Raw genomic sequence first — 25,982 nt, forward strand, 5'->3', positions numbered from 1 at the left:
CCTCACACCACCCGCAACACCACCGCCCCGATCGCCCCCACCCACAGCGCAATGGCTGCGATGCCCTGGATCAGGAAGCCCGGGCCGCGCTTTGCGGCGGCCTTCGAATAGCCGATGAAATAGACGATGCGGCCGGCGATCCAGAGCGCGCCGATCCCGGCTGCGACGGCGTCGCTGATGTAGATCGCGAACAGCCAGAGCGAGGGCAGGACAATCGGCATCCATTCCAGCGTGTTCATCTGGATACGGAAGGCGCGCTCGAAATCCGGATGGCCCGACATCGCCGGCACCTTGACGCCGGTCTTGGTGCGCGAGCGTGACACGTTGATGCAGGTGAAGAGGTAAAATGCAATCGCCAGCAGCGTGACGAGGGCGGTGAGGTGATACATCGCTCGCTTCCTTGAAGAGGTCGCGCTTCAATACCCGGTCAGCTCGAGATAGCCAACACCGTCATGCGTGCCGGCAAAGCTGATCGGCCCTTCCCAATAGGAGAAGCCGGTCCCCATCCAGGCCCCCGGATTGAGCGGCTTGCAGGAAATCGAGAACGAGCGCGAGGGGATCGCGATCTGCCATTCCACCGGCAGCTTGCGTCCCGCGACCTCGGCGGTTGCCTTCGGCGTCATCTGGATGTCGCTACCCGCGATCATCTGCGTGCTGCCGGTGGCGGTGATCCAGTTGCCGAACGGATAGTCCTTGCCGTCCTTCTGCCGCAGCCGGTACAGCATCAGCTTGTCGCCGGATGCAAGATGCAGCGACAGCCAGTCCCAGCCGGTCTGGTCGGCGTCGAGCGGCTGGCTGCTCCACTCGCGGTCCATCCAGGCCTGCCCCGACACATCGACCGGCTTGTCGTCGATGGCGAGCGTGCCGCGCGCGCGGTAGAACGGCTGGCTGTAATAGTAGGAGGCCTGGCCGCGCTCGGATTTGCGGCTGAAGCCGCCATCGCCCTGCAATGCGACCGCACGATCGGCTTCCAACGTGAGCGCATAGCTGAAGTCGGGGCCGGAGGCCTTCACCGTCAGCGGCGCCAGTGTGCGATCGTCGGTGCGATCAAGACCCTTCATCTCCCAATCGTCGATCCACGCAGCGAACGGCTGTGCCGTGACGCCGGCCTGCCCGATCCCGCCGCGCGAAAACAGCTCGCTGAAGCGATGGGTGTCGGCGCGCGTCACCGCGGCATGCGCCATCCAGATTTGCTGATTGGCCCAGCCTTCCCCTTGCGGTCCCGGCTGTGCCGCCTGGCGGAACAGCGTCCATTGCAGGCCGCAAGGTGCGCCTCGGCTGTCGACGAGGTTCGCCGTGAGATACCACCACTCGATGCGAAACTCCGGATGCGGCCCGTGATCGGCGGGAAACGTGAACGTCTTCCCCGGCGTGACCTTCGCAAAGCCGTCGGCGGTCTCGCCGAGCCCGGCATAGCCTTGCGCGCCGGCGTGGCGCGCAAGAGCGAGCGAGGCAATGCCGCCGGCAAACGCGCGCCGCGAGATCTTGTCAGCGCTCATTGGCAAACACCTTGACGAGGTCTGCCGGCTGCATCCGCGCCAGCCGCGCGACCGGCAGCGCTGCGGCAAGCAGAGAGGCGACCAGCGCGACCGCGACCAGCTCGACGAGTTGCAGCGGAAACACATGGAACGGCAGCCGCCAGCCGAACGCCTTCACATTGACGATCGCGATCAGGCACCACGCCACGAGCAGTCCGAGCGGCACGGCCAGCAGCGAGGTGAACAGCGCCACCGACAGCGTCTTGGTCAGCTCGATTGCGGCGAGGCGTGGCCGCGTGATGCCGACCGCCCACAGCGGCGCAAGCTGCGGCAGGCGGGAGTTGGCCAGCGTCAAAAGGCTGGTCAGCAGCGCGATGCCGGCCACACCGAGCGTGAAGGCATTCAGCGCCGACGTCACCGCAAAGGTGCGGTTGAAGATCCGGATCGACTCCGCCTTCACCGTCGCCTGGTCGGCAACGCTACGGTCGTCGAGCGCAAACTGCTTCTGCAAGGCCGCGATCAGGCCCGAAATCTTGTCTCGTGGGACAATGAGCCCGATCCGCGTCTGCGGCGTCTGCGGAAATTGCCGGATCAGCGCCGCGACGTTCACGGCGAGCTGTCCCTTGGGATTGCCGTAATCGGCATAGATGCCGACGATGTCGAGCTCCCAGGTCCCGCCCGGCGCCGGCACCTCGACGACGTCGCCGACCCGAACGTTCAGCCGCCGGCTCAACTGCTCGCTGATGAAGGCGGCATTGCCCGGCACGAGCCGGGTCCAGGCGCGCGTCGCAGTCTCCAGCAGCGGCCAGCGCTCGCGATAGAGTGCGTGATCGGGCAGGCCGAACAGCTCCACCGGCTGGCCCTGAACTTGCGTCTCGGCGCGGCCGCCCGAGAGAATGGCTTGAACCTCGCTGCGCTCCTTCAGCCAGTTCCGGATCGCGACAGCTTGCGCATTGTCGGAGGCGCTGATGTAGACGTCGGCCGCGAGCCGTCCGTTGAGCCAGCCGACAAAAGTGCGGCTGAACGTTTCCACCATGGTGGAGACGCCGACATTGACGGCGAGCGCGAGCAGCAGCGCCATCAGCGCCAGCGACAGCCCGGAGAGCTGCTGCCGGCTGTCGGCCCAGAACCACAGCGCGAGCGGTCCTCGCGCTGCGCGCTGGCCCACGCGCAGGATGATGTCGAGGAAAGCCGGCAGGATCAGTGCCGCGCCCAGCATCAGCGCCGCCAGCACGCCAAAGCCTGCGATCAGCGACTCGCCATAGCGAAGCAGCAGCAGCGCGACCGCGAACACCATGCATGCCGCAATGCTTTGCAGGATCAGCCAGCGGCGCTGCCTCTGCTGCCAGGCGTATGGCTGCGCCGTGGCCAGCACCGGCATCCGGATTGCCTTGATCAGGCTGGTCGCCGCCGCAACAAGCGCGCCGGCAACGCTGATGCCGATGCCCGCGAGCCACCATTCGGGCCGCAGCGTGAGTTGCCCCGGGATCTGCGCGCCATAGAGCCCGCGCAGCGACGCCGCGACGTCGGGCAACAGCGCAGCCGCGATGAAATAGCCGCAGACGAGCCCGATCAGTCCGGCGACCAGCGCCAGCGCCACCAGCTCGATCACCAGCACCGTGTTGACCAGCCGCGCCGAGGCGCCGCAGGCCCGCAACGTGCGCAGCATCGGCAGCCGCTGCTCGAAGGCGAGCCCGACGGCCGAGTTGACAATGAAGAGGCCGACGAAGAACGACAACAGGCCGAAGGCGGTGAGGTTGAGATGAAAACTGTCGGTGAGGCGCTCCAGCTCCGTCTCCGCATTCGGCTCGATCCGTTGCAGCCGGTCACCGACGACGCTCGCCAGCGGCGCGGGCTTGCCCTTCGGCTTGCCGATCAGGAGGCGAGACACCTGGTCCGGCTTGTTCAGCAGCTTCTGCGCCACGCCGATATCGACCACCAGCACGCCGGGCACGAGCTGTGGCTGCACGTGCAGTGGCGGCAGCTTTGCGCCGCTGCTGATCGGCGGCGCCGCGCCTTCCTGCTCCTGCAAATCGCTCAGCGTCTCCTTCGCCACCAGCGTCCGGCCGGGCGGCGCGACGAAGCTGCTCAAATCCGAAGCACCAAGGCGCGGCGCGTTGCCGACATCCACCGGCAGCGTGACCGGCTCGATGCCGAGCAGCCGCACCGAGCGCCCGTTGATCTGGACGCGGCCTTCCAGCACCGGCGAGACCGGCCAGCCCGCGCGGCGAAGCTTGACGAACAGGTCTTGCGAAAAGGTCGCCGCATCTGGCGCGACCAGCATCGCCGTGCGCGCGCCGCCGAACGTCGCCGCGGCGCGGTCATAGGCATTGCGGGCCTGCTGGTTGATCGCCTGCACGCCGCTCCACAGCGCGGTTGCGGCGATCAGCCCGATCAGAAGCGTCGCGAACTGCATCCTGTGCCGCCGCCAATGGCTCAGGAGCACCGCGAGGACCCACAGCGCGCGCTTCATGTGATCCGCCCCGCATGCAGGGTGAGGTGGCGGTCGAGCGTAGCGGCCAGATGCAGGCTGTGCGTCACCATCAGGAAGCCGCAGCCGGTGCGCGTGACGAGGTCGCGCGTCAGCGCCAGCACGTCCTCGGCGGTCGCTTCGTCCAGATTGCCGGTCGGCTCGTCCGCGAGCAGCAGCGAGGGTTTTGTCGCCAGCGCCCGGCCGATCGCGACGCGCTGCTGCTGGCCGCCGGACAATTGCTCGGGATAGCGCGTCAAGAGGGTGCCGAGCCCGAGCCGTTCGACCAGCTCCCTGGACCAGGCCGCGTCATGCCGGCCGGCGATCCGCGCCTGGAAAGCCAGATTGTCCGCGACCGACAGGCTCGGGATCAGGTTGTACTGCTGGAATACGAGGCCGATCCGGTCGCGCCGCAGGCTCGCGCGTCCCGCGTCCGACAGCTTGGTGACCTCGGTGTCCTCGAGCCGGATCGAGCCGCCGTCGGCGGCGTCGAGCCCTGCGATCAGGTGCAGCAGCGTGCTCTTGCCGCTACCGGATTCGCCGGTCAGCGCGACGCGTTCGCCGGCCTTGAGGTCAAGGTCGACGCCGCGCAGCACGTGGACCGGTTCGGCGGCCGCGGAGAACGTCTTGGAGAGATTTCGGATGCTCAGCACGATGAATGGCGCCGGACGGAATTAACGGAAATGCTGCGTAGCACACCTGCACCGGAAATGCCGGGGTTGCGTTGCCGTCGAAGCCGTTGTTAGCTCCAACAACGGCCAAATCAAAAAACTGCCAAAAAGACACGGGGAGAACGATGAGCGCTCAGGGAACGCCCATGGTGGCGGGCAAGACGACGACATCCGGGGAAACACCGAAGGGCGCCTGGACGGTCACCTTTCTGCTGTTTCTCTTCATGCTGGTGAACTTCGCCGACAAGATCGTGGTCGGCCTCGCCGGCGTGCCGATCATGACGGACCTCAAGCTCACTCCGGAGCAGTTCGGCCTGCTCGGCTCCTCGTTCTTCTTCCTGTTCTCGATCTCGGCCATCGTGGTCGGCTTCATCGTCAACAAGGTGCCGACGCGCTGGGTGCTGCTGTCGCTCGCGGTGGTCTGGGCGCTGGCACAGTTTCCGATGGTCGGCACCGTCTCCTTCACCACGCTGCTGATCTGCCGCATCGTGCTGGGCGCCGGCGAAGGCCCGGCCTTCTCGGTCGCCGCGCACGCCATCTACAAATGGTTCCCCGACGAGAAGCGCACGCTGCCGACTGCGATCCTGTCGCAGGGCTCGGCCTTCGGCGTCATCCTGGCGGTGCCGGCGCTGAACTGGGTCATCGTCAATCACTCCTGGCACTACGCATTCGGCGCGCTCGGCGTCGTCGGCCTGATCTGGGTCTGTGCCTGGCTCGCGCTCGGCAAGGAAGGTCCGCTGGAGGACACGCAGGCCCTTGCCGTCACCGAGACGAAGATTCCCTATCTTCAGCTTCTCACCTCGCGCACCTTCGTCGGCTGCGTCGCGGCGACCTTCGGGGCTTATTGGGCGCTGTCGCTCGGGCTGACCTGGTTCACGCCGTTCATCATCAAGGGCCTCGGCTTCTCGCAGAGCCAGGCCGGCTGGATTTCGACCCTGCCTTGGGTGTTCGGCGCCACCATCGTGATCCTGACGGGCTGGATCTCGCAATTGATGATGGCCCGCGGCTCGACCACGCGCGTCGCCCGCGGCGTGCTCGGCTCCGTGCCGCTGGTCATCGGCGGCCTGATCCTGGCCACGATGCCGCACGTCCAGGGCGCCGCCCTTCAGCTCACCTTGCTCGTGATCGGAACGGGCTTGTGCGGCGCGATCTACGTCGTCTGCCCGCCCATGCTCGGCGAATTCACGCCATCGTCGCAACGCGGCGCGATCCTGGCGATCTACGGCGCGCTCTACACGCTCTCGGGCATCATCGCGCCCGCCGTGATGGGCACCGTGATCCAGCGCGCCGGCAGCATGCTCGACGGCTACATGACCGGCTTCACCATCAACGCCGTGATCATGGTCGGCTCCGGCCTGCTCGGCCTGCTCCTGCTCTGGCCGAACAGTGAAAAGGCCAGGCTGACGCGCGGTGCCGCCCCGAAGGCAGCGGCGCTGAAGGGTGTGGTGTCGCCGACGTAAGGGGCTCCAAAAGCCCGCCACAAACACAATCGTCGTCCCGGCCTAGTGCGCAATTGCGCACGGGGGCCGGGACCCATACCCCCAGGGAGAAGTTTGGCGAAGACTCGGAGTGGGTAGCTCCGCGTATAGCTAACAGTTGTGGTTATGGGTCCCGGCCTTCGCCGGGACGACAGCGAGAGTGAAGCGCGGCTTTCGCGCCTCAGGCGCAGTCCTCGCTAGTTCACCACCCCCTGCGCGCCCCGAATCAGCTTCCCCGGCCGACGCCCTGACGCCTCGCCGTGCCGCCGCGTCACCACGCCCGACACGATGGTCGCCTCATAGCCGTCGACGTCCTGCAACAGCCGCCGTCCGCCGACCGGCAGATCGTAATGCACCTTCGGCGGATGCAGATGCAGGCGGTCATAGTCGATCACGTTGACGTCGGCCTTGTAGCCGGGCGCGATCAATCCGCGATCGGTGAGGCCGACCGAGAGCGCGGTCTTGCGTGACTGCGCCGCGACCACGAACGGGATGGTGAGCTTCTCGCCGCGCTTGCGGTCGCGCGTCCAGTGCGTCAGCAGATAGGTCGGGAAGCTCGCATCGCAGATGATGCCGCAATGCGCGCCGCCGTCGGACAGGCCCGGCACCGATTGCGGATCGATCAGCATCTCGCGCGTCGCATCGAGATTGCCGTCGGCATAGTTGAGGAACGGCACGTAGAGCATGCCGCGGCCTTCGTCCGACAGCATCGCGTCGTAGGCGAGCTCCTCGGGCCGCCGTCCCTGCTTGCGCGCCTGCGGGCCGAGCGCGTTCTCCGGCGGCTGCTCGTAATCGGGGGGATCGCCGAGCAGGAACATCTTGTCGTAGTTGGGCCGGAAGAACAGCGGATCGTCGGTCGCGGTCGCCGTCTCGCTCAGGATCGCCTGGCGGACCTCGCTCTGATGCAGCCACGCCAGTCGCTCTCTCAGCGGCAGATGCGCGATTCGCGCGTAGCTCGGATGGGTCTGGAACGGATTGCGCGACAGCTCGAGGCCGAGCAGCAGGCCGACCGGGCGCGCCGCGATCTGCGCGGTGATGGAGAGGCCGCGCCTGGCCGCGGCATTGATCTCGTCCAGCGTCTGGCGCCAGCGCTGCGGCGCCTTGTCGTTCTGCGTGATCGAGAACGAGATCGGGCACTTCGTGGCATCAGCCACCCGCAGCATCATCGGCAGGTCTTCGTGAATGGTGGAGAGATCGAGCACGAATTGCAGCACGCTGCGGCCTTCGCGGTGCATCGCGCCGGCAATCGCGGTGAGCTCGTCCTCGCCGGCCTTCAAGGTCGGCGTGAAGTCGCCGGTCGAGGTACGGTGATTGAGCGTGCGCGAGGTCGAGAAGCCGAGCGCGCCGGAGCGCACCGCCTCGCCCGCGAGCTTTGCCATCGCCGCATTGTCTTCCGCCGTGGACGGATCGCGGCGCGCGCCGCGCTCGCCCATCACATAGACCCGTAGCGCCGCATGCGGCAATTGCGCGCCGACATCGATGTCGAAATCGCGCCTGGACAGCCAGTTCATGTAGTCCGGAAAACTCTCCCAGGCCCAGGGAATGCCGGCGCTCAGCACCGGCTCGGGAATGTCCTCGACGCCTTCCATCAGCTGGATCAGGCGGGTGTGGTCGGCAGGCTTGCATGGCGCAAAGCCCACGCCGCAATTGCCCATGATCGCCGTGGTGACGCCGTTCTGCGACGACGGCGTCATGTCCTGGCTCCAGGTGACCTGCCCGTCATAATGGGTGTGGACGTCGACGAAGCCCGGCGTCACCAGCTTGCCGCGCGCGTCGATTTCCTCTTGTCCCTTCGCGGAGATCTTCCCGACCTCGGTGATCCTGCCGGCGGTGATGGCGACATCGGCCTCGAACAATTCGCCGCCGCTTCCATCCGCGACGGTGCCGCCGCGGATCACGAGATCAGGATTGGTCATGAGGTTTCTTCCCGTTTTGTTTTGTTTCTTTTCGTCGTCCCGGACAAGCGCGCGCCGATCCGGGACCCATAACCACAGGGAGATGTTTGGCGAAGACTCGGAGTGACTAGTCTCGCGCTACAACTTCTCCCTGTGGTTATGGGTCCCGGCCTTCGCCGGGACGACGATAAAATTCGTAGCTACGCCTTGGCAGGCTTCCGCTCCGTGAACGGCGACAGCACCACGGTCGCCACCATGAAGATCACGGAGGCGCCGAACACCCAGTGCGGCGCGCTTTGGTCCATGATCCAGCCGAACAGCAGCGGGCTGACGATGCCGCCGAGATTGAAGCCGGTGGAGACGATGCCGAAGGCGCGGCCGGCCGCGCCGGCAGGAGCCGCATTGCGCACCAGCATGTCCCGCGAGGGCGCGATCACGCCGGAGAGGAAGCCCGCCGCCGTCATCGTCGCGGTCAAAGCCCAGCCGGGCATCGTCACCAGTGCGATCAAGAGCACGATCGCCGCATTCGCGGCAAAGCAGGCGGCGGCGACATAGCCGTGACGCTCGGTGTGGTCGGCGAGGAAGCCGCCCGCGAGCACGCCCGCGGCGCTGGCGGCGAGGAACGCGGTCAGTGCGACGTTGGCGATCGAATAGGAAGCGCCGTAGCCGCTCATCAGCGCCACCACGCCGAAATTGTTGATGCCGGCCACCGACAGGCTGAGCAGCATGAACAGCGCGGTCAGGGTGATCAGCGCCGGCGTGATCACGGCCTGCTTCGGCGCGGTTTCGTTGCCCGGCTTTTTCTTGTGTGCGCCGGCCTCGGGGATGCCCATGGCCACCAGCAGCAGTGCCACCAGAATCGCGATCGCGCCCGATGCGATCAGCGCACCGACACCGCCGGATACGGTGACCAGCGCGGCGACGATCGCCGGCGTCACGGCACCGCCGAGATAGCCGGCAAAGGTGTGGATCGAGAAGGCGCGGCCCATCCGCGCCTCGTCCATGTGCTCGGCGAGGATCGCGTAATCGGCGGGGTGATAGACGCTATTGGCGAGTCCGAGCAGCACGGCGCAGGCGATCAGCGAGGCGTAGCTCAAATGCAGGCCGAGCAGGATCAGCGCGAGGCCACCGAGCGTGAGCCCGACCAGCAAGATCCTGCGCGCGCCAAAATGGTCGACGAGATAGCCGGTCGGCGCCTGCGTCAGGCCCGATACGACCGCAAGCGTGGTCAGCGCGAAGCCGAGCTCGACATAGCCGACGCCGAGCCGCTCCTTCAGGAACGGGAACAGCATCGGCAGGACCAGCAGATGGAAATGGCTGACCCAATGCGCGATCGAGATTCCCGTCAGCGTGCGCAGCGCGCTGTCCGCCTTGCCTTGCTGCGGTGCGGCGAGAACGTCGACCATTGCGGTAGTTTCACTCCCTGGGGGAGCGCAAACTATCGGGGACAGCGGTTATTTGTCCATGAACGCAGGCGCATGGCAGGTAGCGCGGGCGGGGCGCTATACGTCGTTCCGGCGGAGGATTGTGCGTGAGCGTGCAGCCAAACGCACACCGAACGCCCCTCACAACGGCTCGTCATCGGGACCGTACCGGTCACGCTTCGGTGTTGCGATGTCGCCGTCTTCGTAATCGTCGTCGTCGAGGTCGCGCGGCAGCGGCTTCTTCGCCTTGTTGTCCGCCAGCTTCTCGCTGGCAGTCTTGGGCGGCTCGCTCGGCTTGGCGGTCTTGTTGGCGATCTTGGCCATGGCTGTTCCCGGATGGTGATGCTGCATCCGATCCTAGTCGCAATATGTGGGCAGCGCCCGACTTATCTCAAGAATGGCGCGCCGGGCCGTCAGTGCACCACCGGCCCGCCCGCCTTCTTCCAGGCATCGATGCCGCCGGCGATATGGGCGGTATTGGCGAGGCCCGCTTCCTTCGCCGCCGCGACAGCCATCGCCGAGCGTTCGCCGAAGGCGCAGAAGAACACGACGCGGCGGCCGGTGGCGGCCGCGACCTCGCGCAGCATGCCGCCGGGCTTCAGGCTCTCCTCGACGGACGGATAGGGCGTGTGCAGCGCGCCTTCGAGCATGCCGTGCTTGGCGCGCTCGTTGGTCTCGCGCAGATCGACCAGCAGGATGTCAGGCCGGCCGAGGATGCGGATCGCCTCGCCAGCGCTCAGCGCGCGGCCCTCCTTCTCCAGCTCCTCCTGATGCAGGCCGACGCGCATGTTGGCGGGCACCGCCACGTCCATCATCTTCGGATTGGGCAGCTTCAGGTTCGCCATCAGCTCGATATATTCGTCGACCGAGCGCACCTGGAGCCGCGGATTGTAGCGCTTCTCCTCGCCGATGGTGGAGACGGTGTCGCCCTTGTAGTCATGCGCCGGGAACACCATCGTCTCGTCCGGCAGCTTGAGCAGGCGGTTGAAGATCGAATCGTACTGTGCGCGCGAGGAGCCGTTCTGGAAATCGGTGCGGCCGGTGCCGCGGATCAGCAGCGTGTCGCCGGTGAAGACGCGGTCGCCCATCAGGTAGGAATAGGAATCGTCGGTGTGGCCGGGCGTGTACATCACGTCGAGCGACAGCCCCTCGATCGTCACCTTGTCGCCGTCGGCGACCCGCATCGCCACCACGTCGGCCTTGGTCTGGTCGCCCATCACGGTCATGCAATGGGTGCGGTCGCGCAGCTCGCCGAGCCCGGTGACGTGGTCGGCATGAAGGTGGGTGTCGACCGCCTTGACCAGCTTGAGGTCGAGCTCGCGCAGCAATTGGCAATAGCGGTCGACCTTCTCCAGCACGGGATCGAGGATCAGCGCCTCGCCGCCAGGGCGGCTGGCAAGGACGTAGCTGTAGGTGCCCGAAACACTGTCGAAGAGCTGGCGGAAGATCATGGCAAGACCCCGGCGTGGAGCTGATTTCGAGATTCTACTACGCCGCGGGCCAAAAAGAGAAGTAATGCACTGCAAAAATAAGAAAAATTGGAAGATTTTCATTCCGCGTGATGAGGCTCGGGGTGGGGTTTGGGGGCTGGCACGTCACACTCGCTGTCATCGCCCGCTACCGGGTCTCGCCTTCGGCGAGCCCCGGTAGCGGGGAATGACAGCGGTGGGTGAGGCGGCGCCATAGCGCCCATGACGGCTCTCGAGCGTCGTCCCGCACGTCGCCCCCGGACGCGGCACTCCTACGGTCGCACCACCGTGTACCCGTTCTCCGCCAGGAACAGGATCTGCCCGACCCCGACCTGCACCGGGGTGGCGGCTGAGATGAACTCGGGCCGCTTGCCCGTCTCCCGCTCGATCGTGTCGACGGTGTTGAGGCAGATGTCGAAGCGCACGCCTTGCGCGATCAGGCTCTCGACCTGCTTGCGGCGCTCGCTGCCCGGCAGCAGCAGGTCGATGCCGGGGCCGAACGCCACCACCTCGATCGCGACCTTGTCGGGGTCGTAGGCCTTCAGCAGATTGTTGGCGACGCTCAGCACCAGCGCCTGCTTCCGGGCATCGCCGTCGGAGAGCTGGAGCACGATCCTGTGCTCGGCGAACGGCTTGTCCTGAGGCGGCACCTGCTGCGCAAGAGCCGGCGGCGTCGCGGCTAAGGCGAGCAGCGCCAGCATCAGCGCGCGAAACATTTGCAAGCGCCTCATCCCTGTCCTGCAATCCCGGGATTGTCCTCGACGCCCTTCAGCGTGACGCCGGAGCCGAGCCGCTCCTGAAGCATCCGGCCCGAGCGCAAATATCTGGCCACCACGTCCCACACCGGCGCGCCCTGCTGGCCGTTGACCGAGGCCCAGCCCGCGACCTTGTAGCGGTGGTTGGCGCTGATCGCCTTGCCGTCATTGAGCTTCAGCTCCGAGATGCGGCCGCCGATCGCGCCCGCCGGCGTGCAGGTGTAGCTGAGGCCGCCGGCGCGCACCATGTCGCCGCCCTGCTGGTAGTAGGGATCGGCGTTGAAGAGATTGTCGCAGATGTCCTCCAGCACGTCCTTGATCTGCGCGCCGGTCATCTCCTGCACATAGGTCTCGGGATAGCTGATCGCGGTTTCCGCGAGCACATCCTCCATGGTCAGCGCCTGGCCGGATAGTGCGGTAACGCCCCAGCGGAAGCCCGGCGACAATGCGATCTGGGCATCGAGCTCGGTGCGCAGCGCCGAGCAGATCAGCTCGTCGACCGGGCCGGTGAAATTGCCGCGGCGATAGAGCAGCCGGTCGGGCGTTGCGATCTTCTCCGACCAGTCGGCCACGTGCGGCGCACGAACCCGGCCGATCAGCTCGGCCATCGCAGGATCAGGCTTCAGCAGCTCGGAATAGACCGGCAGCAGATGATATTTGACGTCGCTGACCTTGCCCTTGTCGAGCGCGAGATCGAGCACGCCCAGGAATTTCCCGTTGGAGCCGGCATTGGTGACGAGCGTGGTCCCGCTGGCGTTCTTCACGGGAATCGGCTGCGGCACGGCGTCATGGGTGTGACCGCCGAGGATGACGTCGATGCCGGTGACGCGGCTTGCGAGCTTGAGGTCGACGTCCATGCCGTTGTGCGAAAGCAGGATGACGGCATCGACCTTCTCGGCGTTGCGCAAGTTATCGACATGCTTCTGAAGCTCTTCCTCGCGGATGCCGAAGGTCCAGTCCGGCGTGAACCGTTTTGGATGCGCGATCGGCACGTAAGGGAAGGCCTGGCCGACGATCGCGACGCGGTGACCGCCGAGCTCCTTGATGACGGAGGGCTTGAAGACGCGCCCCGTGGCCTTGTCGAAGGCGGCGGCGTCGTTGAACGCGGCTTCCTCGGTCAGGAATACGTTCTGCGCCAGGAACTCGCCCTTGAAGCGCTCGAGATTGTCGCGCAGCGCCTGCTCGCCATAGGTGAATTCCCAATGCCCGGTCATCGCTTCGATGCCGAGCAGATTGGCGACCTCGACCATGTCGCGGCCCTGCATGACGTTGGCGAGTCCCGTGCCCTGCCAGAGGTCGCCGCCATCGACGAGCAGCGAGTGGTTTTCGCCGACGTCGCCGCGCAAGCGGTCGATCAGCGTCTTCAGATGAGCAAAGCCGCCGAGCTTGCCGAAGCGGACCGCGGATTTCTCGAACTCGAAGCAGGTGAAGGCATAGGCATCGGCGCTGTCGGGCCGGATGTTGAAGCGCTCCAGGAAGGCGCGTCCGACCAGATGCGGTGGTCGCCCTGCCATGTCGCCGATGCCGATATTCACGCTCGGCTCGCGGAAATACACCGGATTGAGCTGCGCATGCGTATCGGTGATGTGCAGGATCCGCGCACGGCCGAAACGCTCGATGTCGTAGATGCTCGCCGCTTCAGTGCCGCGCGCGAGCCGCGGCAGGCTGAGCGATGCCGCGGCAACGCCTGCACTCTTCAGGAAATCACGGCGGCGGATCGCCATCCAGAATCCTCCGCGCCTCATCGGCAGTTCAGTTGAGGTCCAGTCTAGCGGATTTCCATCGCCTTCCAGGCGTCTTTTTCGGACGTGGCCTGGAAGATCGACGCCTTCGCCAGCGCCTCGGCCTCCTGGGCGGCGGCCACGGCGCGGTCGAAATCACCGCCGTCGGCCGCCTTCTTCGCCGCCGCCAGCGTCGAGACGGTCACGGTCCACTGATTGCGCATGCCGGCTGCCTCCTTGGAGGCGGCTTCGGCGGCGGCATAGGCCGCCTTGTAATCCGCCTCATTTGCCGCGCGCGCCGCTGGCGCGAGGCTGAGGGCGAGCAGCATGGCGAGAGGAAGTGACCGCTTCATGGCCGCGCTCCCGGCCCTGATATCGGCAGGCCATTGGCGACGTAGGAGAGGAAATATTCGACGTCGCGATATTCATCCGCCTGCGGCTCCAGCGGAACCGCCCGGGTCTGGCTGTTGCAGGTGACGAAGCGGCGGCTGGTCGTGCCCATGCCGCTCCATTCGGAGCGGTAGATCGGCATCGCGTTCAGAATGCCGAGCGCCGGCGCCAAAATCTCGGCGCGGATGCGCTCGCCCGGGCTCTGCACATGGCAGCTCGCGCAGGAGAAATTCATCTGGCCGCGCCTTGTGTAGAAATAGCGCTTGCCGTTCTCGAACGCGGCGAGCGCGCGGGGATCGTCGGGGATCTTGATGTCCATCGGCTTGCCGCGCGAGGTGAAGGCCATATAGGCGGTCAGCGAGGCCATCTCGTCCTTGACGTAGGAATAGGGCGCTTCGCCATTGGCCTCGCGGCAGCGGTTGAGCGCGAGCTCCAGCGTGACGACCTTGCCTTCCTTCGTGTCGAAGTAAGGATAGTTCTGGCGGATGCCGATGCCGCCATTCGGAAAGCAGTCGGCATAGGTCTTGCCGTTCTTGAACGGGGTGGCGAACATTTCCTTGCCGGCGTCGAGCGCGAATTCGTAAGGCGGGAATTCTTCCTTCTCCTGCCACTGCCGCTTCATGTCCTCGTTCATGGAATAAGGACCGTTGACGAAATCCTCGTGCTTCACATCGGGAAATTTCTGGAAGTAGAAATTCTGGAACGCCTTTGCGTCGGCAACGGGATCGACCTTGTCGGCAGCGATCACACGTGGAGAGGTGAGGGCGAACGCGACAAGCGTGGCGCTCAACGAGCCAAGCAGGAGGGCAGACCGGGCCTTCATCACGCGATCTTCGCGGTCGTCGTGTCCGACCCGCCCTTGTTGTCGGTCCAGGAGATCTTGAGGTCGTCGCCCTTCTTGGCGCCCTTGAAGCTGAACTTGACGTAGGGATCCTTGGAGACCGCGGTGCCCCAATCGGCGACGAAGACGTCCTTGCCGTTACATTCGAACTTCAGCTGCTGGATGAAATGCGCTGGGATCACCTCGCCCTTGGAATCCTTGACCAGGCCGGTGTCCATGGGGTGCTGGATCAGCGCCTGCACCTCGGTGATGTCGCCGTTGGATGTTGAGCGGACGCGAATGCTGGATGCCATGTCGATCTCCTTAGCCGCCGCAGCCGCCGACGGTGACTTTGACTTCCTTGGTCGCGCTGTAGAGCTTGCCGTCGGCTTCCACGATCGCGGTCACGTTGGTAGTCTTGGCCATCTTCAGCCGGTTGGCGACAGCAGGCAGCGTGCCATCGGGAATCCTGTAGGACGCCGCGAGCGCGTTCGGGTTCTCGGCCACGAAGAACGAGATCGAGGTCACCTTGTCGAGCGTCGTCGTCACCGAGATCGGCACCACGCCGCCATTCTCGGCGATCTCCGGCGCATCCAGCTTGACCTTGTCGGAGGGCTCGACGGTTTTGCCGTAGAGCGCCTTGATGGCGTCCGCCTCGTTCTTCAGCTTGAACGCCTCTTCCGGATATTTGTCGTTGGCCGCGGCGCGCGCGGGAGCCGCGCCGAACGGCAGATTGCCGAGGCCGAGCAGCGCGACGCCGGCCGCGCCCTGAAGGATCAGGCGCCGCGTCGGATGAGGGCCGGTGGTCGTGGTCATCTGAGCTCTCCTGGCGTGCCTGAAGTCACAGGGTTTGCAGGAAATCAACGATCGCGCTGATCTCCTGGTCGGTCAAAATCCGGTTCCGGCCGAACGGCGGCATCATGGTCTGCGGATTGCGCTTGGTCTCGTCGAAGATGATCGCGACCAGCTCGTTGCGATCGGGGTATTTTGCCTTGAGGTCCTTCAGCTCCGGGCCGATCGTTCCCGGCAGGTCGCCGCCCTTGATGACGTGGCAGGTCAGGCAATTGCCCTTGCCGCGGTCGAAGGCGAGCTTCCGGCCCTCGGCCACGGCGGATTGCGCCCGCGCCGGGCTGGCGAGGCCGGTGGCGAAGGCCAGCAGGAGGAGCAGGGCAGGCGTCCGGGAAAAGGCGGTCAAGGCGTCATTCCGAGGCGTTATGGCGATGGTCTCGATCGCGGAAATAGCAGCGTTCCAAAGCACAAAGGGCATCGCCTGACAATCAAGACTATGCACGCGGCAAAATGGAGTTAATATCTTCCGCATTGCAACTAAAGAGATTATTTGTTCGGCGGATTGGCTCGTGGGTGCGGGCCGGCTGTTTCGAGGGCGTTTGGGCGCCCATCCCGTTTTCATCGTGTTCTCGTTTTTTCAAGGGGACCTCATTTGGCTGAATATGTCGTCGAATTTGGCAAGGACGGCGGACGGGTTGAGTCCGATGGGCGGCTCGATGCGCCGGCATTCCATCGCAATCACGAGCCGCTCTGGGCGGCGCTGGAGAAGCATCTGGCAGGCAGCACCGGCAACGTGGTCGAGGTCGGCAGCGGAACCGGCCAGCACGTGGTCCATTTCGCCCGCCATACGCCCGATCTGGTCTGGTGGCCGAGCGACCTCAACCAGCGGCACGTGAAGAGCATCGAGGCCTGGCGCGTCCATTCGGGCCTGCCAAACATCCGCTCGCCGTTGCGGATCGATCTCTCCGATCCCGGCTGGTGTCCGGAGATGCGAAGCGGGCAGGGGCCGACCAACCTCGCCGCCGTGTTCTGCGCCAACGTCATCCATATCGCGCCGTGGACCGTGGCCGAGGGCCTGTTCGCCGGCGCCGGCCGCTATCTGCGCGCCGACGGCAAGCTGTTCCTCTACGGCCCGTTCAAGCGCGACGGCAAGCACACCGCGCTCAGCAACGCCGTGTTCGACACCTCCTTGCGCGAAGGCAATCCCGACTGGGGCGTGCGCGACATCGGCGATGTCGAGACGCTGGCGCGAGGCACAGGCCTTGGCCTGATCGATACGATCGAGATGCCTGCGAACAATCTGACGCTGGTGTTTTCGCGCTGAGTTGAGCGCGATGAGATCCGGACAATAGCCAGGAAAATGGTGCGCTCCCTCCCCCCCTTGCGGGGGAGGGCGGGGGAGAGGGGTGGCCCAGGAAGCGGTCTATCCTTCAGCAACTGTACTGGGCGCGCAAATCGAGAGAGTCCCCGTGGGAAACCCCTCTCCCTGCCCCTCCCCCGCAAGGGGGGAGGGAATGAGAGAGCGGGGCCCGCCTCACGTGGTGATGCTGAGTTCGAAGAGGCAGCGCAATCACGCCTCGCCGTCCCGCCACCCGATCTTCTCCTTCAAGAACCGGAAGCCCAGCACTTCGAAGCCGGCGCGCTCCTTGTTGTCCTTGCCGTAGCCGTGGCCGCCTGCCGCCGGCTCGTAGAACCAGGCCTCGTAGCCCATCGCCTGGAGTTTTGCCGCCATCTTGCGGGCGTGGCCGGGATGGACGCGGTCGTCGCGCCGCGTGGTGGCGATCAGGATCGGCGGATAGGGCTGGCCGGGCTTTGCGGTGTGATAGGCGGAGTAGGCCTTCAGCCACTCCCACTCCTCGGGCTTGTCGGGGTCGCCATATTCCGCGATCCAGCTCGCGCCCGCGAGCAGCTTGGTGTAGCGGCGCATGTCGATCAGCGGGATGGTGCAGAACAGCGCGCCGAAGCGCTCGGGGTATCGCACCAGCATGTTGGTGATGAGGATGCCGCCGTTCGAGCCGCCTTGCGCCGCGATGCGCTTCGCGCTCGTCACGCCGCGGCGGACGAGATCGGCGGCAACGGCGGCAAAATCGTCATGCGACAGCTTCTTGCCGGCGAGCCGGCCGGCATCGTGCCAGCGCGTGCCGAATTCGCCGCCGCCGCGCAAATTCGCCTGCACCGTCGTGCCGCCGCGCTCCAGCCACAGCTTGCCGAGCGAGGCGTTGTAATACGGCTTCACCGCGACGGCGAAGCCGCCATAGGCGCTCATATAGACCGGCGCATCGCCGGTCTCTTTGGCCGGACCGGTCTGCACATAGGGAATGCGCTCGCCGTCGATCGAGATCGCCTCGTGCTGGGTGACCACGAGGCCGTCGGCGGTGAACGTCTTCGGCGCCTGCTTCAGCACCGTCGGGCTTGCGACGCCGCGTTCGATGAGCAGCAGCGAGGGCGGGGTGAGCGGATCCTGCACGTTGGCGAGCAGGTCGCCATTGCTCTCGGACGGATGACGGTCGAGCGGCCAGATGTCGACGACGCCGATCTGCGGAAGGCCGCCGAGTGTGGCGGAGCTCCAGCCCGCGGCGGACGGCGTGCAGATCTCGAATTGCGGCTTGAGCTCGTCGAGGATCGACAGCACCAGCTTGCCGCCCGCCCAGAACAGGCCCTGCAATGCGCGCCGCGGGCCGGGCTCGAACAGGACCACGAAATCGCGGCTGCCGGCGATGAACGCCGAGAGCGAGATGCCGAGCACGGTGTCCGTGGCAAAGCTTCGGCCTCCGGCCGACCAGTCCTTGCGCAGCTTCATCGCGAACCAGTCGCCATGCGCCTGCATCCAGACGCCGGTCGGCAGGTCGAGCTTCGTCGTCGTGCCGGCCGCATCGCGCAGCCAGATCGCGCGATTGAAAAAGTCGATCTGGTCCACGATCCAGACCCGCGGCGCTGATCCGGTGTCGTCGGCCATGCCTGACATCGCCATGTGATCGGCGGTGGTCTCGATGATGATTTGCGCCTGATCGACGGGCTGGCCGCGCCGCCACAGGCGAACGGTCCGCGAATATCCGGAAGCAGTCGCCATGCCCTCGCCATGGGCGCTCGACAGCAGCAGCGTGTCCTGATCGAGCCAGTCAACGCCGCCCTTGGCTTCCGGCAGCGTAAAGCCGTCCGCCACGAAGCGCTTCGTCGCGACGTCGAATTCCCGCAAGGTGACGGCGTCGCTGCCGCCGCGCGACAGGCTCAGAATCGCCCGCGAGTGTCCCGGCATCGTGGCGATCCCGCTCAGCAGCCAGTCCTCGCTTTCGCTCGCCGCGAGCTGGTCGATATCAAGCATGGTTTCCCATGCCGGGCTCGCTTTTCGAAACTCCGCCAGATTGGTTCGCCGCCACAGGCCGCGCGGGTTGGTGGCGTCCTTCCAGAGATTGTGCAGGTCGTCGCCGCGCCGGCTGACATAGGGGATGTTGTCCTTCCGGTCGTAGATCGCCGCGAGGATATCGCGATCGCGCGCGAAGGCCGCTCCGCCGAACGCGGCGAGCGTCAGGCTGTTCTGCCGCTCCACGAAATCGAGCGCCTGCTTGCCTTCGATCTCCTCCAGCCACAGCCAGGGATCGTCGTCGGGAGCGCTGGGCGTGGGCCTGTCGTCGACGGTCATGAACGAAACTCCCGAAAATCGCGGCGGATAGGATTTGATCGAGCGCAAGCCGTCAAGAGCGCAGCCCGCTATCATCTGCCCGATTGCGTCAGAGGCATGGCCTGCGCCCGTTTGCGCCGGTTGCCCGCCCTCCCGCGCCCCTCCATAGTGCCGGGAATCAACAAGGCTCCTCGAAAGCCCCTTGGGGCGGAAATGCCGATGCTAGACGTGACTTCAGCCAATGAGATCGCTGCCGACGCTCGCGTGCGTGCCAATGTGGTGCGCCTTGCAGCCGCGCAGGCGCTGACCGGCGCCAACTCGGCGGTCATCTTCGCCACCGGTGCGATCGTCGGCGCCACGCTCGCGCCCGACATGTCGTTCGCGACCGTGCCGATCTCGATGTATGTGGTGGGCCTTGCCGCCGGCACGTTGCCGACCGGTGCGATCTCGCGCCGCTTCGGCCGCCGCGCCGCCTTCGTCATCGGCACCGGTCTGGGCGCGCTCACCGGCCTGCTCGGCTCGTTCGCCATCCTGCGCGGCTCGTTCGCGCTGTTTTGTGTTGCGACCTTCCTCGGCGGTCTCTACGGCGCGGTGGCGCAGTCCTATCGCTTCGCCGCCGCCGACGGTGCCAGCGCGGCCTACCGGCCGAAAGCGGTGTCCTGGGTGATGGCGGGCGGCGTGTTCGCCGGCGTGCTCGGTCCGCAGCTCGTGCAGTGGACCATGGATGTCTGGCAGCCTTATCTGTTCGCCTTCAGCTTCCTGGTGCAGGCGGCGGTGGCGCTGGTCGCCATGGGCATCGTCGCCGGCGTCGACATGCCGAAGCCGGCGCCGGCCGATCTGCATGGCGGCCGGCCGCTGATGACGATCGTGACCCAGCCGCGCTTCATCGCGGCGGCGCTGTGCGGCGTCATCGCCTATCCCATGATGAACCTGGTGATGACCTCGGCGCCGCTCGCCATGAAGCTCTGCGGCCTCAGCGTCAGCGATTCCAATTTCGGCATTCAATGGCACATCGTCGCCATGTATGGCCCGAGCTTCTTCACGGGCGCGCTGATCGCGCGTTTCGGCGCGCCGAAGATCGTCGCCGCCGGCCTGCTGCTCGAGGCCGGCGCGGCCACCATCGGTCTCTCCGGCATCACCGCGATGCACTTCTGGGCCACGCTGATCGTGCTCGGTGTCGGCTGGAATTTCTCCTTCATCGGCGCGTCCGCTCTGGTGCTGGAGACGCACCGGCCGCAGGAGCGCAACAAGGTGCAGGCCTTCAACGATTTCCTGGTGTTCGGCATGATGGCGATCGGCTCGTTCTCGTCAGGGCAATTGCTCGCCAATTACGGCTGGTCCGCGGTGAACATGGTGGTGTTTCCGCCGGTCGTGCTGGGGCTTGCCGTGCTCTCGCTGGTCTCCTGGGCGCGCCGCCGCAAGGCGCAGCTGGAAGCGGCCATGGGCGAGTTCCCGGACGCGGTCTGATGGCGGGAGGCTGTCAGCAGCGTTGATAGTTCGATCGCGGTCGAAGTGATTTTCGGGAGCCGCGTTGTTACATGATGCTCGTCATGAACAGGCGAGCGTGAAACCAGGCGCTTGCGGGGGATGCGAAGGAGAAGCGCGAATGCTCGACAACCCTCGACATCTCACCGTTGACGAATCCTCGCTTCGCTACGAAGGCTGGCGCATCGTCGCGGTGTGCTTTCTGCTCGCGACCTTCGGCTGGGGGTTAGGCTTCTACGGCCAGAGCGTCTATGTTGCCGAGCTCCAGCGTGCGCGGGGCTGGCCGGCCTCGCTGATCTCCTCAGGCACGACGTTCTTCTATCTGTTCGGCGCACTGCTCGTCGTCTTCGTCGGCGAGGCCGTCAGAAAATACGGCCCGCGCCTCTGCCTGATCGCGGGCACGCTGGCGATGGCCGCCGCGGCAGTCGCGATCGGCGCGGTGCGCGAGCCCTGGCAGCTTTATCTCGCCAACGCCGTGCTCGCCTTCGGCTGGGCCGGCACCAGTCTCGCCATGATCACCAACACGATCAGCCTGTGGTTCGACCACAGGCGCGGCATGGCGATCAGCCTCGCGCTGAACGGCGCCAGCTTCGGCGGCATCGTCGGCGTGCCGCTGCTGGTGACCATGATCAGCCATGTCGGATTCGCGACCGCGATGTACGCCACATCAGGCGCCATGCTGGTGCTGCTCGTGCCGGTGATCCTGCTTGTCGTCGGACGGCCGCCCGATCTTCACGGCTGGCATGCGGCGGCGAAGGCGAAGCCGCAATCGTCAACGCAGATCCGCGCACGGGCGCTGCGGGACGTCGGCTTCCTCACGGTGACCATTGCCTTTGCTTTGGTGCTGTTCGCGCAAGTCGGCTTCATCGTGCACCTGATCTCGTTCCTCGACCCCGTGATCGGCCGCGAGCGCGCGGCCGTGGCGGTTGCGGTGCTGACGGCGATGGCGGTGGTCGGCCGCGTGCTGTTCTCGATGGTGATCGACCGCCTCAACCAGCGTCTCGCCTCGGCGCTGTCGTTCCTGAGCCAGGCCGCGGCGCTCCTCGTCGTCATCAACCTGCACAACGACTATGTGCTGATCGCGGCCTGCGCGGTGTTCGGCTTCTCGGTCGGCAACCTCATCACGCTGCCGTCGTTGATCGTGCAGCAGGAGTTCGATTCCGCCTCGTTCGGCGTGCTGATCAGCCTCAACACCGCGATCAACCAGGTGACCTACGCGTTCGGCCCCGGCGTCGTCGGCTTCCTGCGCGATTTCTCCGGCGGGTACGCGATGCCGTTCTATCTCTGCATCGCGCTGGAGGTGGTGGCTGCTGCGCTGATCATGGTGCGGGGGCGCAGCGCGAAGACGTCATAGAGGCGCGACGGCGCTTCAGCATACTCCGTCATTGCGAGGAGCCCTTGCGACGAAGCAATCCAGACTGTTTCCGCGGAAAGACCCTGGATTGCTTCGCAACGCTCGCAATGACGAGAGGAGAGAGCGGAGCTCACGCCTCGCGCTGCCGTAACAACGCCTCGACATCCAGCCGCTTCGTAATCATTGCCAGCTTGCCGTCCGGCCCGAACGGCCATTGCTCCCTGGGCCGATCCCAGTACAGCTCGACGCCGTTCTGATCGGGATCGCGCAGGTAAAGCGCCTCGCTGACGCCGTGGTCGCTGGCGCCGTCGAGCGCGATGCCGGCGGAGAGCACCCGGTGCAGCGCATCCGCCAGCGCCGGCCGTGTCGGATAGAGGATCGCGGTGTGAAAGAGCCCGGTCGTGCCCGGCGGAGGCGGCGAGCCGCCCTTGCTCTCCCAGGTGTTGAGCCCGATGTGGTGATGATAGCCGCCGGCCGAGATGAAGGCCGCGCCCGAGCCCATGCGCTGCATCAGCTCGAAGCCGAGCACGCCGCAATAGAAGCCGAGCGCGCGATCGAGGTCGGCGACCTTGAGATGGACGTGGCCGATCCGGGTGCCGGCATGGACGGCTGGGTTCTGCGACATGGCAATGCTCCGTTGATCAACCCCAGATAGGTCGGGCCCCGGGACAGTGCTACGGGCCCATCCCGAAACCCATCGTTTCCGAATAGGAAACTAAGCCAGCTCCGGTACCTCGCCCTCGGGCAGCCCGAACTCGAACGTGTTCAGCGTCATCGACACCAGCGTGTAGTAGCCGCACAGCCCGATCACCTCGACCACACCGCGCTCGCCGAGCAGCTTCACTGCCTCGTCATAGAGGCCCTTCTCGACGCCGTGGCCTTCATGCAGCGACTTCGCGACGTCGTAGATCATCTTGGCCTTGGGATCGTCGAAGTCAGGCGTGCGACGGTCGCGGATCGCGTCGATGATTTTTGGATCCATGCCGCCCTGGAGCGCCAGGCGCTTGTGCGCGTACCATTCGTAACGCGCGGTCCAGTGCCGCGCCGTCACCAGGATCGCGATCTCCGAGAGCTTGGCGGGGAATATCGTGTCGAAGCGCAGGACCTCGCCGAGCCGCGTGGCGTGGCGGGCCATCTCCGGGCTGTTGAGCCAGGCCATCATCGGCGCCGGCGGCTTGCCGCGCTTGCCGGCAATCGACTCGTCATAGGTCTGCCGCTGGCTCTCGTTCATTTCGCCAGGCGAAAGAAGTGTCAGGCGCATTCTCTTTTCCTCTTTGTTTTCAAGCACCGCCGTGGCGGCGACTATAGCCGAACGCGCCTGCGGAAGTGGTTGAATTCCACGAGGCGATGGCCCAGAGTCCGTGACAACAAGTCGATTTTGATTGATGGAAACGACCCATGAGCGATTCTGAAACCGCCGATCTCGAAACATTCCGCGCTGAGACGCGTGCCTGGCTGGAAGCCAATTGTCCGCCGGAAATGCGCAAGCCCGCAACCTCGGACGCCGACGTGTTCTGGGGCGGGCGCAACGCAAAATTCTCGTCCGAGCCGCAGCGCATCTGGTTCGAGCGCATGCGCGACAAGGGCTGGACTGTGCCGGATTGGCCGAAGGAATATGGCGGCGGCGGATTGAGCGCCGCCGAGCACAAGGTGCTGCGCGCGGAGATGGGAAGAATCGGCGCGCGGCCGCCGCTGTCGAGCTTCGGCATCTGGATGCTTGGCCCGGCGCTGCTCAAATACGGCAACGAGGCGCAGAAGAAGGAGCATCTGCCAAATATCGCAGCTGGCTTGATCCGCTGGTGCCAGGGCTATTCCGAGCCGAACGCCGGCTCGGACCTTGCCTCGCTCCAGACCCGCGCGGAGAGCGACGGCGATGATTTCGTCATCACCGGCTCGAAGATCTGGACGTCCTACGCCAACTATGCCGACTGGATATTCTGCCTCGTCCGTACCGATCCCGCGGCGAAGAAGCACGACGGCATCAGCTTCATCCTGTTCGACATGACCTCGAAGGGCGTGACGACCAAGCCGATCCTTTTGATTTCCGGCTATTCGCCGTTCTGCGAGACCTTCTTCGACGGCGTCCGTGTGCCGAAATCGCATGTGGTCGGCACTGTCAACCGCGGCTGGGACGTCGCGAAATATCTGCTCCAGCACGAACGCGCGATGATCTCGGGCATGGGCGAGCGCGGCGTCGGCCGTCCGCTCGGTCAGATCGCAGCCGATTCCGTCGGCACCGATGCGCAAGGCAAGCTCGATGACTCCATGCTGCGCGGGAAGATCGCGAGCTTCGATGTCGATGAAGCCGCCCTCGCCGCCTGCGCCGAGCGCGCCGTCGATCTCGCCAAGGCGGGGCAGGCGCATCCGGCGTTCTCGTCCGCGATGAAATATTACGGCACCGAGCTCAACAAGCGCCGCTACGAGATCCTGATGTCGGCCGGCGGCGTCGATGCGCTGGAATGGGAGAGCGAGCGCTCGAAGCAGGGCGCCCGCCCGCGCGCCTGGCTGCGCACCAAGGCCAACTCGATCGAAGGCGGCACGACGGAGGTGATGCTGGGCATCGTCGCCAAGCGCATCCTCGATCTGCCGGGGGCCTAGCAAAAGTCCTCATCCTGAGGAGCGGCCGTAAGGCCGCGTCTCGAAGGATGGCCTCGTGGTTCGAGACGGCGCTACGCGCCTCCTCACCACGAGGGTCAACACCGAATCCAGTCGAACAGAACTTTGTTGGAACCCACCATGGCCCTCGTCCTCACCGAAGAACAATCGATGCTCCGCGACTCTGCGCGCGGGCTGATCAGCGACAAGGCGCCGGTGTCGCATCTGCGCCACTTGCGCGATAGCAAGGATCCCACCGGCTTCTCCAAGGAGTTCTGGCATTCCTTCGCCGAGATGGGTTTTGCCGGCCTGCTGGTGCCGGAAGAGTTCGGCGGCTCAGGTCTCGGCTTCGTCGAGGCCGGGATCGTGATGGAGGAGATCGGCCGCACCTTGATGCCCTCGCCCTTCCTCGCCACCAGCGTGGTCGCGGCCTCGGCGCTGAACCGCGGCGGCAATGCCGCGCAGAAGTCGGAGTTCCTGCCGAAGATCTCGAACGGCTCGCTGCTGGCGACGCTCGCGATCGACGAGGGCGCCAAGCATCGTCCGCTCCAGACCAGCCTCCAGGCCGTGCGCGCCGGCAACGGCTTCAAGCTCTCCGGTGCCAAGGCCCTGGTCGTCGACGGCCACGTCGCCGATCTCCTCATCGTTGCCGCGCGCACCGCGGGCTCGGCCGGCGAGCGTGACGGCTTGACGCTGTTCCTGGTCAACCCCAAAGCCAAGGGCGTCGCGGTCGAGCGCACCATCATGGTCGATGCGCACAACGCGGCGCGGATCGAGCTTGCCAATGTCGAGGTCAACGCCGACAGCGTGCTCGGCGAGGTCGATCAGGCCGCCGGCCTGCTCGACGGCGTGCTCGATATCGGCCGCGGCGCGGTCGCCGCCGAGATGGTCGGCCTGAGCGACGAGGTGTTCGGCCGCACCGTCGAGTATCTGAAGAGCCGCAAGCAGTTCGGCAAGCTGATCGGCGAATTCCAGGCGCTCCAGCACCGTGCCGCCGAGCTCTATGTCGACATCGAGATCACCCGCGCCGCGGTGATGAAGGCGCTGCAGGCGTTGGATGCGGACGTTGCCAAGGCCGCATCAAGCGTCGCCGTGGCCAAGGCCCGCGCCGGCACCACCGCCACACGCGCGGTGCAGGAGGGCGTGCAGATGCATGGCGGCATGGGCATGACCGACCAGTTCGACATCGGCTTCTTCATGAAGCGCGCGCGGGTGTGCGAGGAACTGTTCGGGGATGCGAACTACCACACCGAGCAGCTGGCGCGGGCGCGGGGGTATTGAGCCCTAACCCCTCATGGTGAGGAGCCGCGCGCTTGCGCGGCGTCTCGAACCATGAAGGCCCCCGCTGCTGCATCTCGGCCTTTCATCCTTCGAGACGCGCGCAGGGCGCGCTCCTCGGGATGAGGGGAGAGGGCGGTTTGTCAGCAACAAAGACGGTGTCGTCGCCCGGCTTGACCGGGCGACCCAGTACGCCGCGGCCTCGCGGTCGATCACAACCGTCTCGGAATACTGGATCGCCCGCTTTCGCGGGCGATGACAGTTGAGATTGTTGAGAGCGCCTGCCCCAAT

24 protein-coding genes are annotated in these 25,982 nt (G+C 65.8%); 6 read left to right on the forward strand and 18 right to left on the reverse strand.

Translation table 11 applies throughout. From position 1 onward, the window contains the following. Positions 1 to 2: 2 nt before the first annotated feature. From E4K65_RS23000 to E4K65_RS23015, 4 genes are read right to left on the reverse strand one after another with little or no spacing between them, the layout of a single operon-like run. Positions 3 to 389 carry an MAPEG family protein gene (locus E4K65_RS23000; RefSeq protein ID WP_135176110.1) on the reverse strand — a complete coding sequence of 129 codons (387 nt, stop codon included), beginning with the start codon at positions 387 to 389 and terminating at the stop codon, positions 3 to 5. Between the two features lie 27 nt (positions 390 to 416). Further along, positions 417 to 1,499: a lipocalin-like domain-containing protein gene (locus E4K65_RS23005; RefSeq protein WP_135176111.1), complete on the reverse strand. Its 1,083-nt coding sequence runs from the start codon at positions 1,497 to 1,499 to the stop codon at positions 417 to 419. Continuing rightward, complete coding sequence (locus tag E4K65_RS23010) at positions 1,489 to 3,951, reverse strand: ABC transporter permease (protein ID WP_135176112.1); 2,463 nt, start codon at positions 3,949 to 3,951, stop codon at positions 1,489 to 1,491. The genes E4K65_RS23005 and E4K65_RS23010 overlap by 11 nt, the downstream gene beginning before the upstream one ends. Beyond that, entirely contained in the window at positions 3,948 to 4,601 is a 654-nt protein-coding gene (locus tag E4K65_RS23015; RefSeq protein ID WP_027542228.1) for an ABC transporter ATP-binding protein, read from the reverse strand. Before E4K65_RS23015 ends, E4K65_RS23010 begins: the two co-directional genes overlap by 4 nt. Positions 4,602 to 4,744: 143 nt before the next feature. On the opposite strand from E4K65_RS23015, the gene E4K65_RS23020 reads away from it, so the two are divergent. Continuing rightward, positions 4,745 to 6,079, forward strand: coding sequence for an MFS transporter (locus E4K65_RS23020; protein WP_135176113.1), 1,335 nt, complete (start codon positions 4,745 to 4,747; stop codon positions 6,077 to 6,079). A gap of 215 nt (positions 6,080 to 6,294) precedes the next feature. Here the strand turns inward: E4K65_RS23020 and E4K65_RS23025 are convergent, their stop codons facing one another. From E4K65_RS23025 to soxX, 11 genes are all read right to left on the reverse strand, one after another. Continuing rightward, entirely contained in the window at positions 6,295 to 8,013 is a 1,719-nt protein-coding gene (locus E4K65_RS23025; protein WP_135176114.1) for an N-acyl-D-amino-acid deacylase family protein, read from the reverse strand. Between the two features lie 179 nt (positions 8,014 to 8,192). After that, the gene (locus tag E4K65_RS23030) at positions 8,193 to 9,398 is read right to left on the reverse strand and encodes an MFS transporter (RefSeq protein WP_135176115.1); all 1,206 of its coding nucleotides are present in this window, start codon (positions 9,396 to 9,398) and stop codon (positions 8,193 to 8,195) included. A gap of 159 nt (positions 9,399 to 9,557) precedes the next feature. Then, entirely contained in the window at positions 9,558 to 9,740 is a 183-nt protein-coding gene (locus E4K65_RS23035) for a hypothetical protein (RefSeq protein ID WP_027542232.1), read from the reverse strand. Positions 9,741 to 9,829: 89 nt separating this feature from the next. Continuing rightward, positions 9,830 to 10,867, reverse strand: coding sequence for an MBL fold metallo-hydrolase (locus E4K65_RS23040; RefSeq protein ID WP_027542233.1), 1,038 nt, complete (start codon positions 10,865 to 10,867; stop codon positions 9,830 to 9,832). A 290-nt stretch (positions 10,868 to 11,157) separates the two neighbouring features. Continuing rightward, entirely contained in the window at positions 11,158 to 11,616 is a 459-nt protein-coding gene (locus tag E4K65_RS23045) for a DsrE family protein (RefSeq protein ID WP_135176117.1), read from the reverse strand. After that, entirely contained in the window at positions 11,613 to 13,364 is a 1,752-nt protein-coding gene (gene soxB, locus E4K65_RS23050) for a thiosulfohydrolase SoxB (protein WP_167771057.1), read from the reverse strand. Before soxB ends, E4K65_RS23045 begins: the two co-directional genes overlap by 4 nt. Positions 13,365 to 13,408: 44 nt before the next feature. Next, the gene (locus E4K65_RS23055; RefSeq protein ID WP_135176119.1) at positions 13,409 to 13,714 is read right to left on the reverse strand and encodes a hypothetical protein; all 306 of its coding nucleotides are present in this window, start codon (positions 13,712 to 13,714) and stop codon (positions 13,409 to 13,411) included. Further along, positions 13,711 to 14,574, reverse strand: a complete 864-nt coding sequence (gene soxA, locus E4K65_RS23060) for a sulfur oxidation c-type cytochrome SoxA (protein ID WP_167771058.1) — start codon at positions 14,572 to 14,574, stop codon at positions 13,711 to 13,713. The genes E4K65_RS23055 and soxA overlap by 4 nt, the downstream gene beginning before the upstream one ends. Further along, the gene (soxZ, locus tag E4K65_RS23065; RefSeq protein WP_135176121.1) at positions 14,574 to 14,885 is read right to left on the reverse strand and encodes a thiosulfate oxidation carrier complex protein SoxZ; all 312 of its coding nucleotides are present in this window, start codon (positions 14,883 to 14,885) and stop codon (positions 14,574 to 14,576) included. Before soxZ ends, soxA begins: the two co-directional genes overlap by 1 nt. 10 nt (positions 14,886 to 14,895) lie before the next feature. Beyond that, complete coding sequence (soxY, locus tag E4K65_RS23070) at positions 14,896 to 15,387, reverse strand: thiosulfate oxidation carrier protein SoxY (protein WP_135176122.1); 492 nt, start codon at positions 15,385 to 15,387, stop codon at positions 14,896 to 14,898. Positions 15,388 to 15,412: 25 nt separating this feature from the next. Beyond that, positions 15,413 to 15,766, reverse strand: coding sequence for a sulfur oxidation c-type cytochrome SoxX (gene soxX, locus E4K65_RS47420; RefSeq protein ID WP_167771059.1), 354 nt, complete (start codon positions 15,764 to 15,766; stop codon positions 15,413 to 15,415). 246 nt (positions 15,767 to 16,012) lie between these two features. On the opposite strand from soxX, the gene E4K65_RS23080 reads away from it, so the two are divergent. Next, a complete protein-coding gene (locus tag E4K65_RS23080; RefSeq protein ID WP_135176124.1) occupies positions 16,013 to 16,684 on the forward strand; it encodes a DUF938 domain-containing protein in 672 nt (223 codons plus the stop codon). Between the two features lie 246 nt (positions 16,685 to 16,930). On the opposite strand, the gene E4K65_RS23085 is transcribed toward E4K65_RS23080, so the two are convergent. Beyond that, positions 16,931 to 19,000, reverse strand: a complete 2,070-nt coding sequence (locus E4K65_RS23085; protein ID WP_167771060.1) for a prolyl oligopeptidase family serine peptidase — start codon at positions 18,998 to 19,000, stop codon at positions 16,931 to 16,933. Positions 19,001 to 19,198: 198 nt separating this feature from the next. Between E4K65_RS23085 and E4K65_RS23090 the strand changes: the two genes are divergently transcribed. Together E4K65_RS23090 and E4K65_RS23095 are read left to right on the forward strand one after the other, a co-directional pair. Beyond that, positions 19,199 to 20,446 carry an MFS transporter gene (locus E4K65_RS23090; RefSeq protein WP_167771061.1) on the forward strand — a complete coding sequence of 416 codons (1,248 nt, stop codon included), beginning with the start codon at positions 19,199 to 19,201 and terminating at the stop codon, positions 20,444 to 20,446. Between the two features lie 139 nt (positions 20,447 to 20,585). After that, positions 20,586 to 21,818: an MFS transporter gene (locus E4K65_RS23095; protein ID WP_135176127.1), complete on the forward strand. Its 1,233-nt coding sequence runs from the start codon at positions 20,586 to 20,588 to the stop codon at positions 21,816 to 21,818. A gap of 130 nt (positions 21,819 to 21,948) precedes the next feature. On the opposite strand, the gene E4K65_RS23100 is transcribed toward E4K65_RS23095, so the two are convergent. Together E4K65_RS23100 and E4K65_RS23105 are read right to left on the reverse strand one after the other, a co-directional pair. Next, on the reverse strand, positions 21,949 to 22,443 hold the full coding sequence (locus E4K65_RS23100; RefSeq protein WP_011083839.1) for a VOC family protein: 495 nt from the start codon (positions 22,441 to 22,443) through the stop codon (positions 21,949 to 21,951). Between the two features lie 90 nt (positions 22,444 to 22,533). Beyond that, complete coding sequence (locus E4K65_RS23105) at positions 22,534 to 23,079, reverse strand: carboxymuconolactone decarboxylase family protein (RefSeq protein WP_135176128.1); 546 nt, start codon at positions 23,077 to 23,079, stop codon at positions 22,534 to 22,536. A gap of 137 nt (positions 23,080 to 23,216) precedes the next feature. Between E4K65_RS23105 and E4K65_RS23110 the strand changes: the two genes are divergently transcribed. Then, positions 23,217 to 24,416: an acyl-CoA dehydrogenase family protein gene (locus E4K65_RS23110; RefSeq protein WP_135176129.1), complete on the forward strand. Its 1,200-nt coding sequence runs from the start codon at positions 23,217 to 23,219 to the stop codon at positions 24,414 to 24,416. A 138-nt stretch (positions 24,417 to 24,554) separates the two neighbouring features. Continuing rightward, positions 24,555 to 25,694 (forward strand): acyl-CoA dehydrogenase family protein, encoded by a 1,140-nt coding sequence (locus E4K65_RS23115; RefSeq protein ID WP_135176130.1) that lies wholly within the window; start codon positions 24,555 to 24,557, stop codon positions 25,692 to 25,694. Positions 25,695 to 25,982 lie beyond the last annotated feature (288 nt).

This window comes from Bradyrhizobium niftali, from assembly GCF_004571025.1.
GTDB classification, from domain to species: domain Bacteria; phylum Pseudomonadota; class Alphaproteobacteria; order Rhizobiales; family Xanthobacteraceae; genus Bradyrhizobium; species Bradyrhizobium niftali.

Excerpts from the sequence above, each read along its gene's own strand:
- E4K65_RS23000 (WP_135176110.1), bottom strand. The coding sequence starts at position 389 with ATGTATCACCTCACCGCCCTCGTCACGCTGCTGGCGATTGCATTTTAC.
- E4K65_RS23005 (WP_135176111.1), bottom strand. The coding sequence starts at position 1,499 with ATGAGCGCTGACAAGATCTCGCGGCGCGCGTTTGCCGGCGGCATTGCC.
- E4K65_RS23010 (WP_135176112.1), bottom strand. The coding sequence starts at position 3,951 with ATGAAGCGCGCGCTGTGGGTCCTCGCGGTGCTCCTGAGCCATTGGCGG.
- E4K65_RS23020 (WP_135176113.1), top strand. The coding sequence starts at position 4,745 with ATGAGCGCTCAGGGAACGCCCATGGTGGCGGGCAAGACGACGACATCC.
- E4K65_RS23025 (WP_135176114.1), bottom strand. The coding sequence starts at position 8,013 with ATGACCAATCCTGATCTCGTGATCCGCGGCGGCACCGTCGCGGATGGA.
- E4K65_RS23030 (WP_135176115.1), bottom strand. The coding sequence starts at position 9,398 with ATGGTCGACGTTCTCGCCGCACCGCAGCAAGGCAAGGCGGACAGCGCG.
- E4K65_RS23035 (WP_027542232.1), bottom strand. The coding sequence starts at position 9,740 with ATGGCCAAGATCGCCAACAAGACCGCCAAGCCGAGCGAGCCGCCCAAG.
- E4K65_RS23040 (WP_027542233.1), bottom strand. The coding sequence starts at position 10,867 with ATGATCTTCCGCCAGCTCTTCGACAGTGTTTCGGGCACCTACAGCTAC.
- E4K65_RS23045 (WP_135176117.1), bottom strand. The coding sequence starts at position 11,616 with ATGAGGCGCTTGCAAATGTTTCGCGCGCTGATGCTGGCGCTGCTCGCC.
- soxB (WP_167771057.1), bottom strand. The coding sequence starts at position 13,364 with ATGGCGATCCGCCGCCGTGATTTCCTGAAGAGTGCAGGCGTTGCCGCG.
- E4K65_RS23055 (WP_135176119.1), bottom strand. The coding sequence starts at position 13,714 with ATGAAGCGGTCACTTCCTCTCGCCATGCTGCTCGCCCTCAGCCTCGCG.
- soxA (WP_167771058.1), bottom strand. The coding sequence starts at position 14,574 with ATGAAGGCCCGGTCTGCCCTCCTGCTTGGCTCGTTGAGCGCCACGCTT.
- soxZ (WP_135176121.1), bottom strand. The coding sequence starts at position 14,885 with ATGGCATCCAGCATTCGCGTCCGCTCAACATCCAACGGCGACATCACC.
- soxY (WP_135176122.1), bottom strand. The coding sequence starts at position 15,387 with ATGACCACGACCACCGGCCCTCATCCGACGCGGCGCCTGATCCTTCAG.
- E4K65_RS23085 (WP_167771060.1), bottom strand. The coding sequence starts at position 19,000 with ATGACCGTCGACGACAGGCCCACGCCCAGCGCTCCCGACGACGATCCC.
- E4K65_RS23090 (WP_167771061.1), top strand. The coding sequence starts at position 19,199 with ATGCTAGACGTGACTTCAGCCAATGAGATCGCTGCCGACGCTCGCGTG.
- E4K65_RS23095 (WP_135176127.1), top strand. The coding sequence starts at position 20,586 with ATGCTCGACAACCCTCGACATCTCACCGTTGACGAATCCTCGCTTCGC.
- E4K65_RS23100 (WP_011083839.1), bottom strand. The coding sequence starts at position 22,443 with ATGTCGCAGAACCCAGCCGTCCATGCCGGCACCCGGATCGGCCACGTC.
- E4K65_RS23105 (WP_135176128.1), bottom strand. The coding sequence starts at position 23,079 with ATGCGCCTGACACTTCTTTCGCCTGGCGAAATGAACGAGAGCCAGCGG.
- E4K65_RS23110 (WP_135176129.1), top strand. The coding sequence starts at position 23,217 with ATGAGCGATTCTGAAACCGCCGATCTCGAAACATTCCGCGCTGAGACG.
- E4K65_RS23115 (WP_135176130.1), top strand. The coding sequence starts at position 24,555 with ATGGCCCTCGTCCTCACCGAAGAACAATCGATGCTCCGCGACTCTGCG.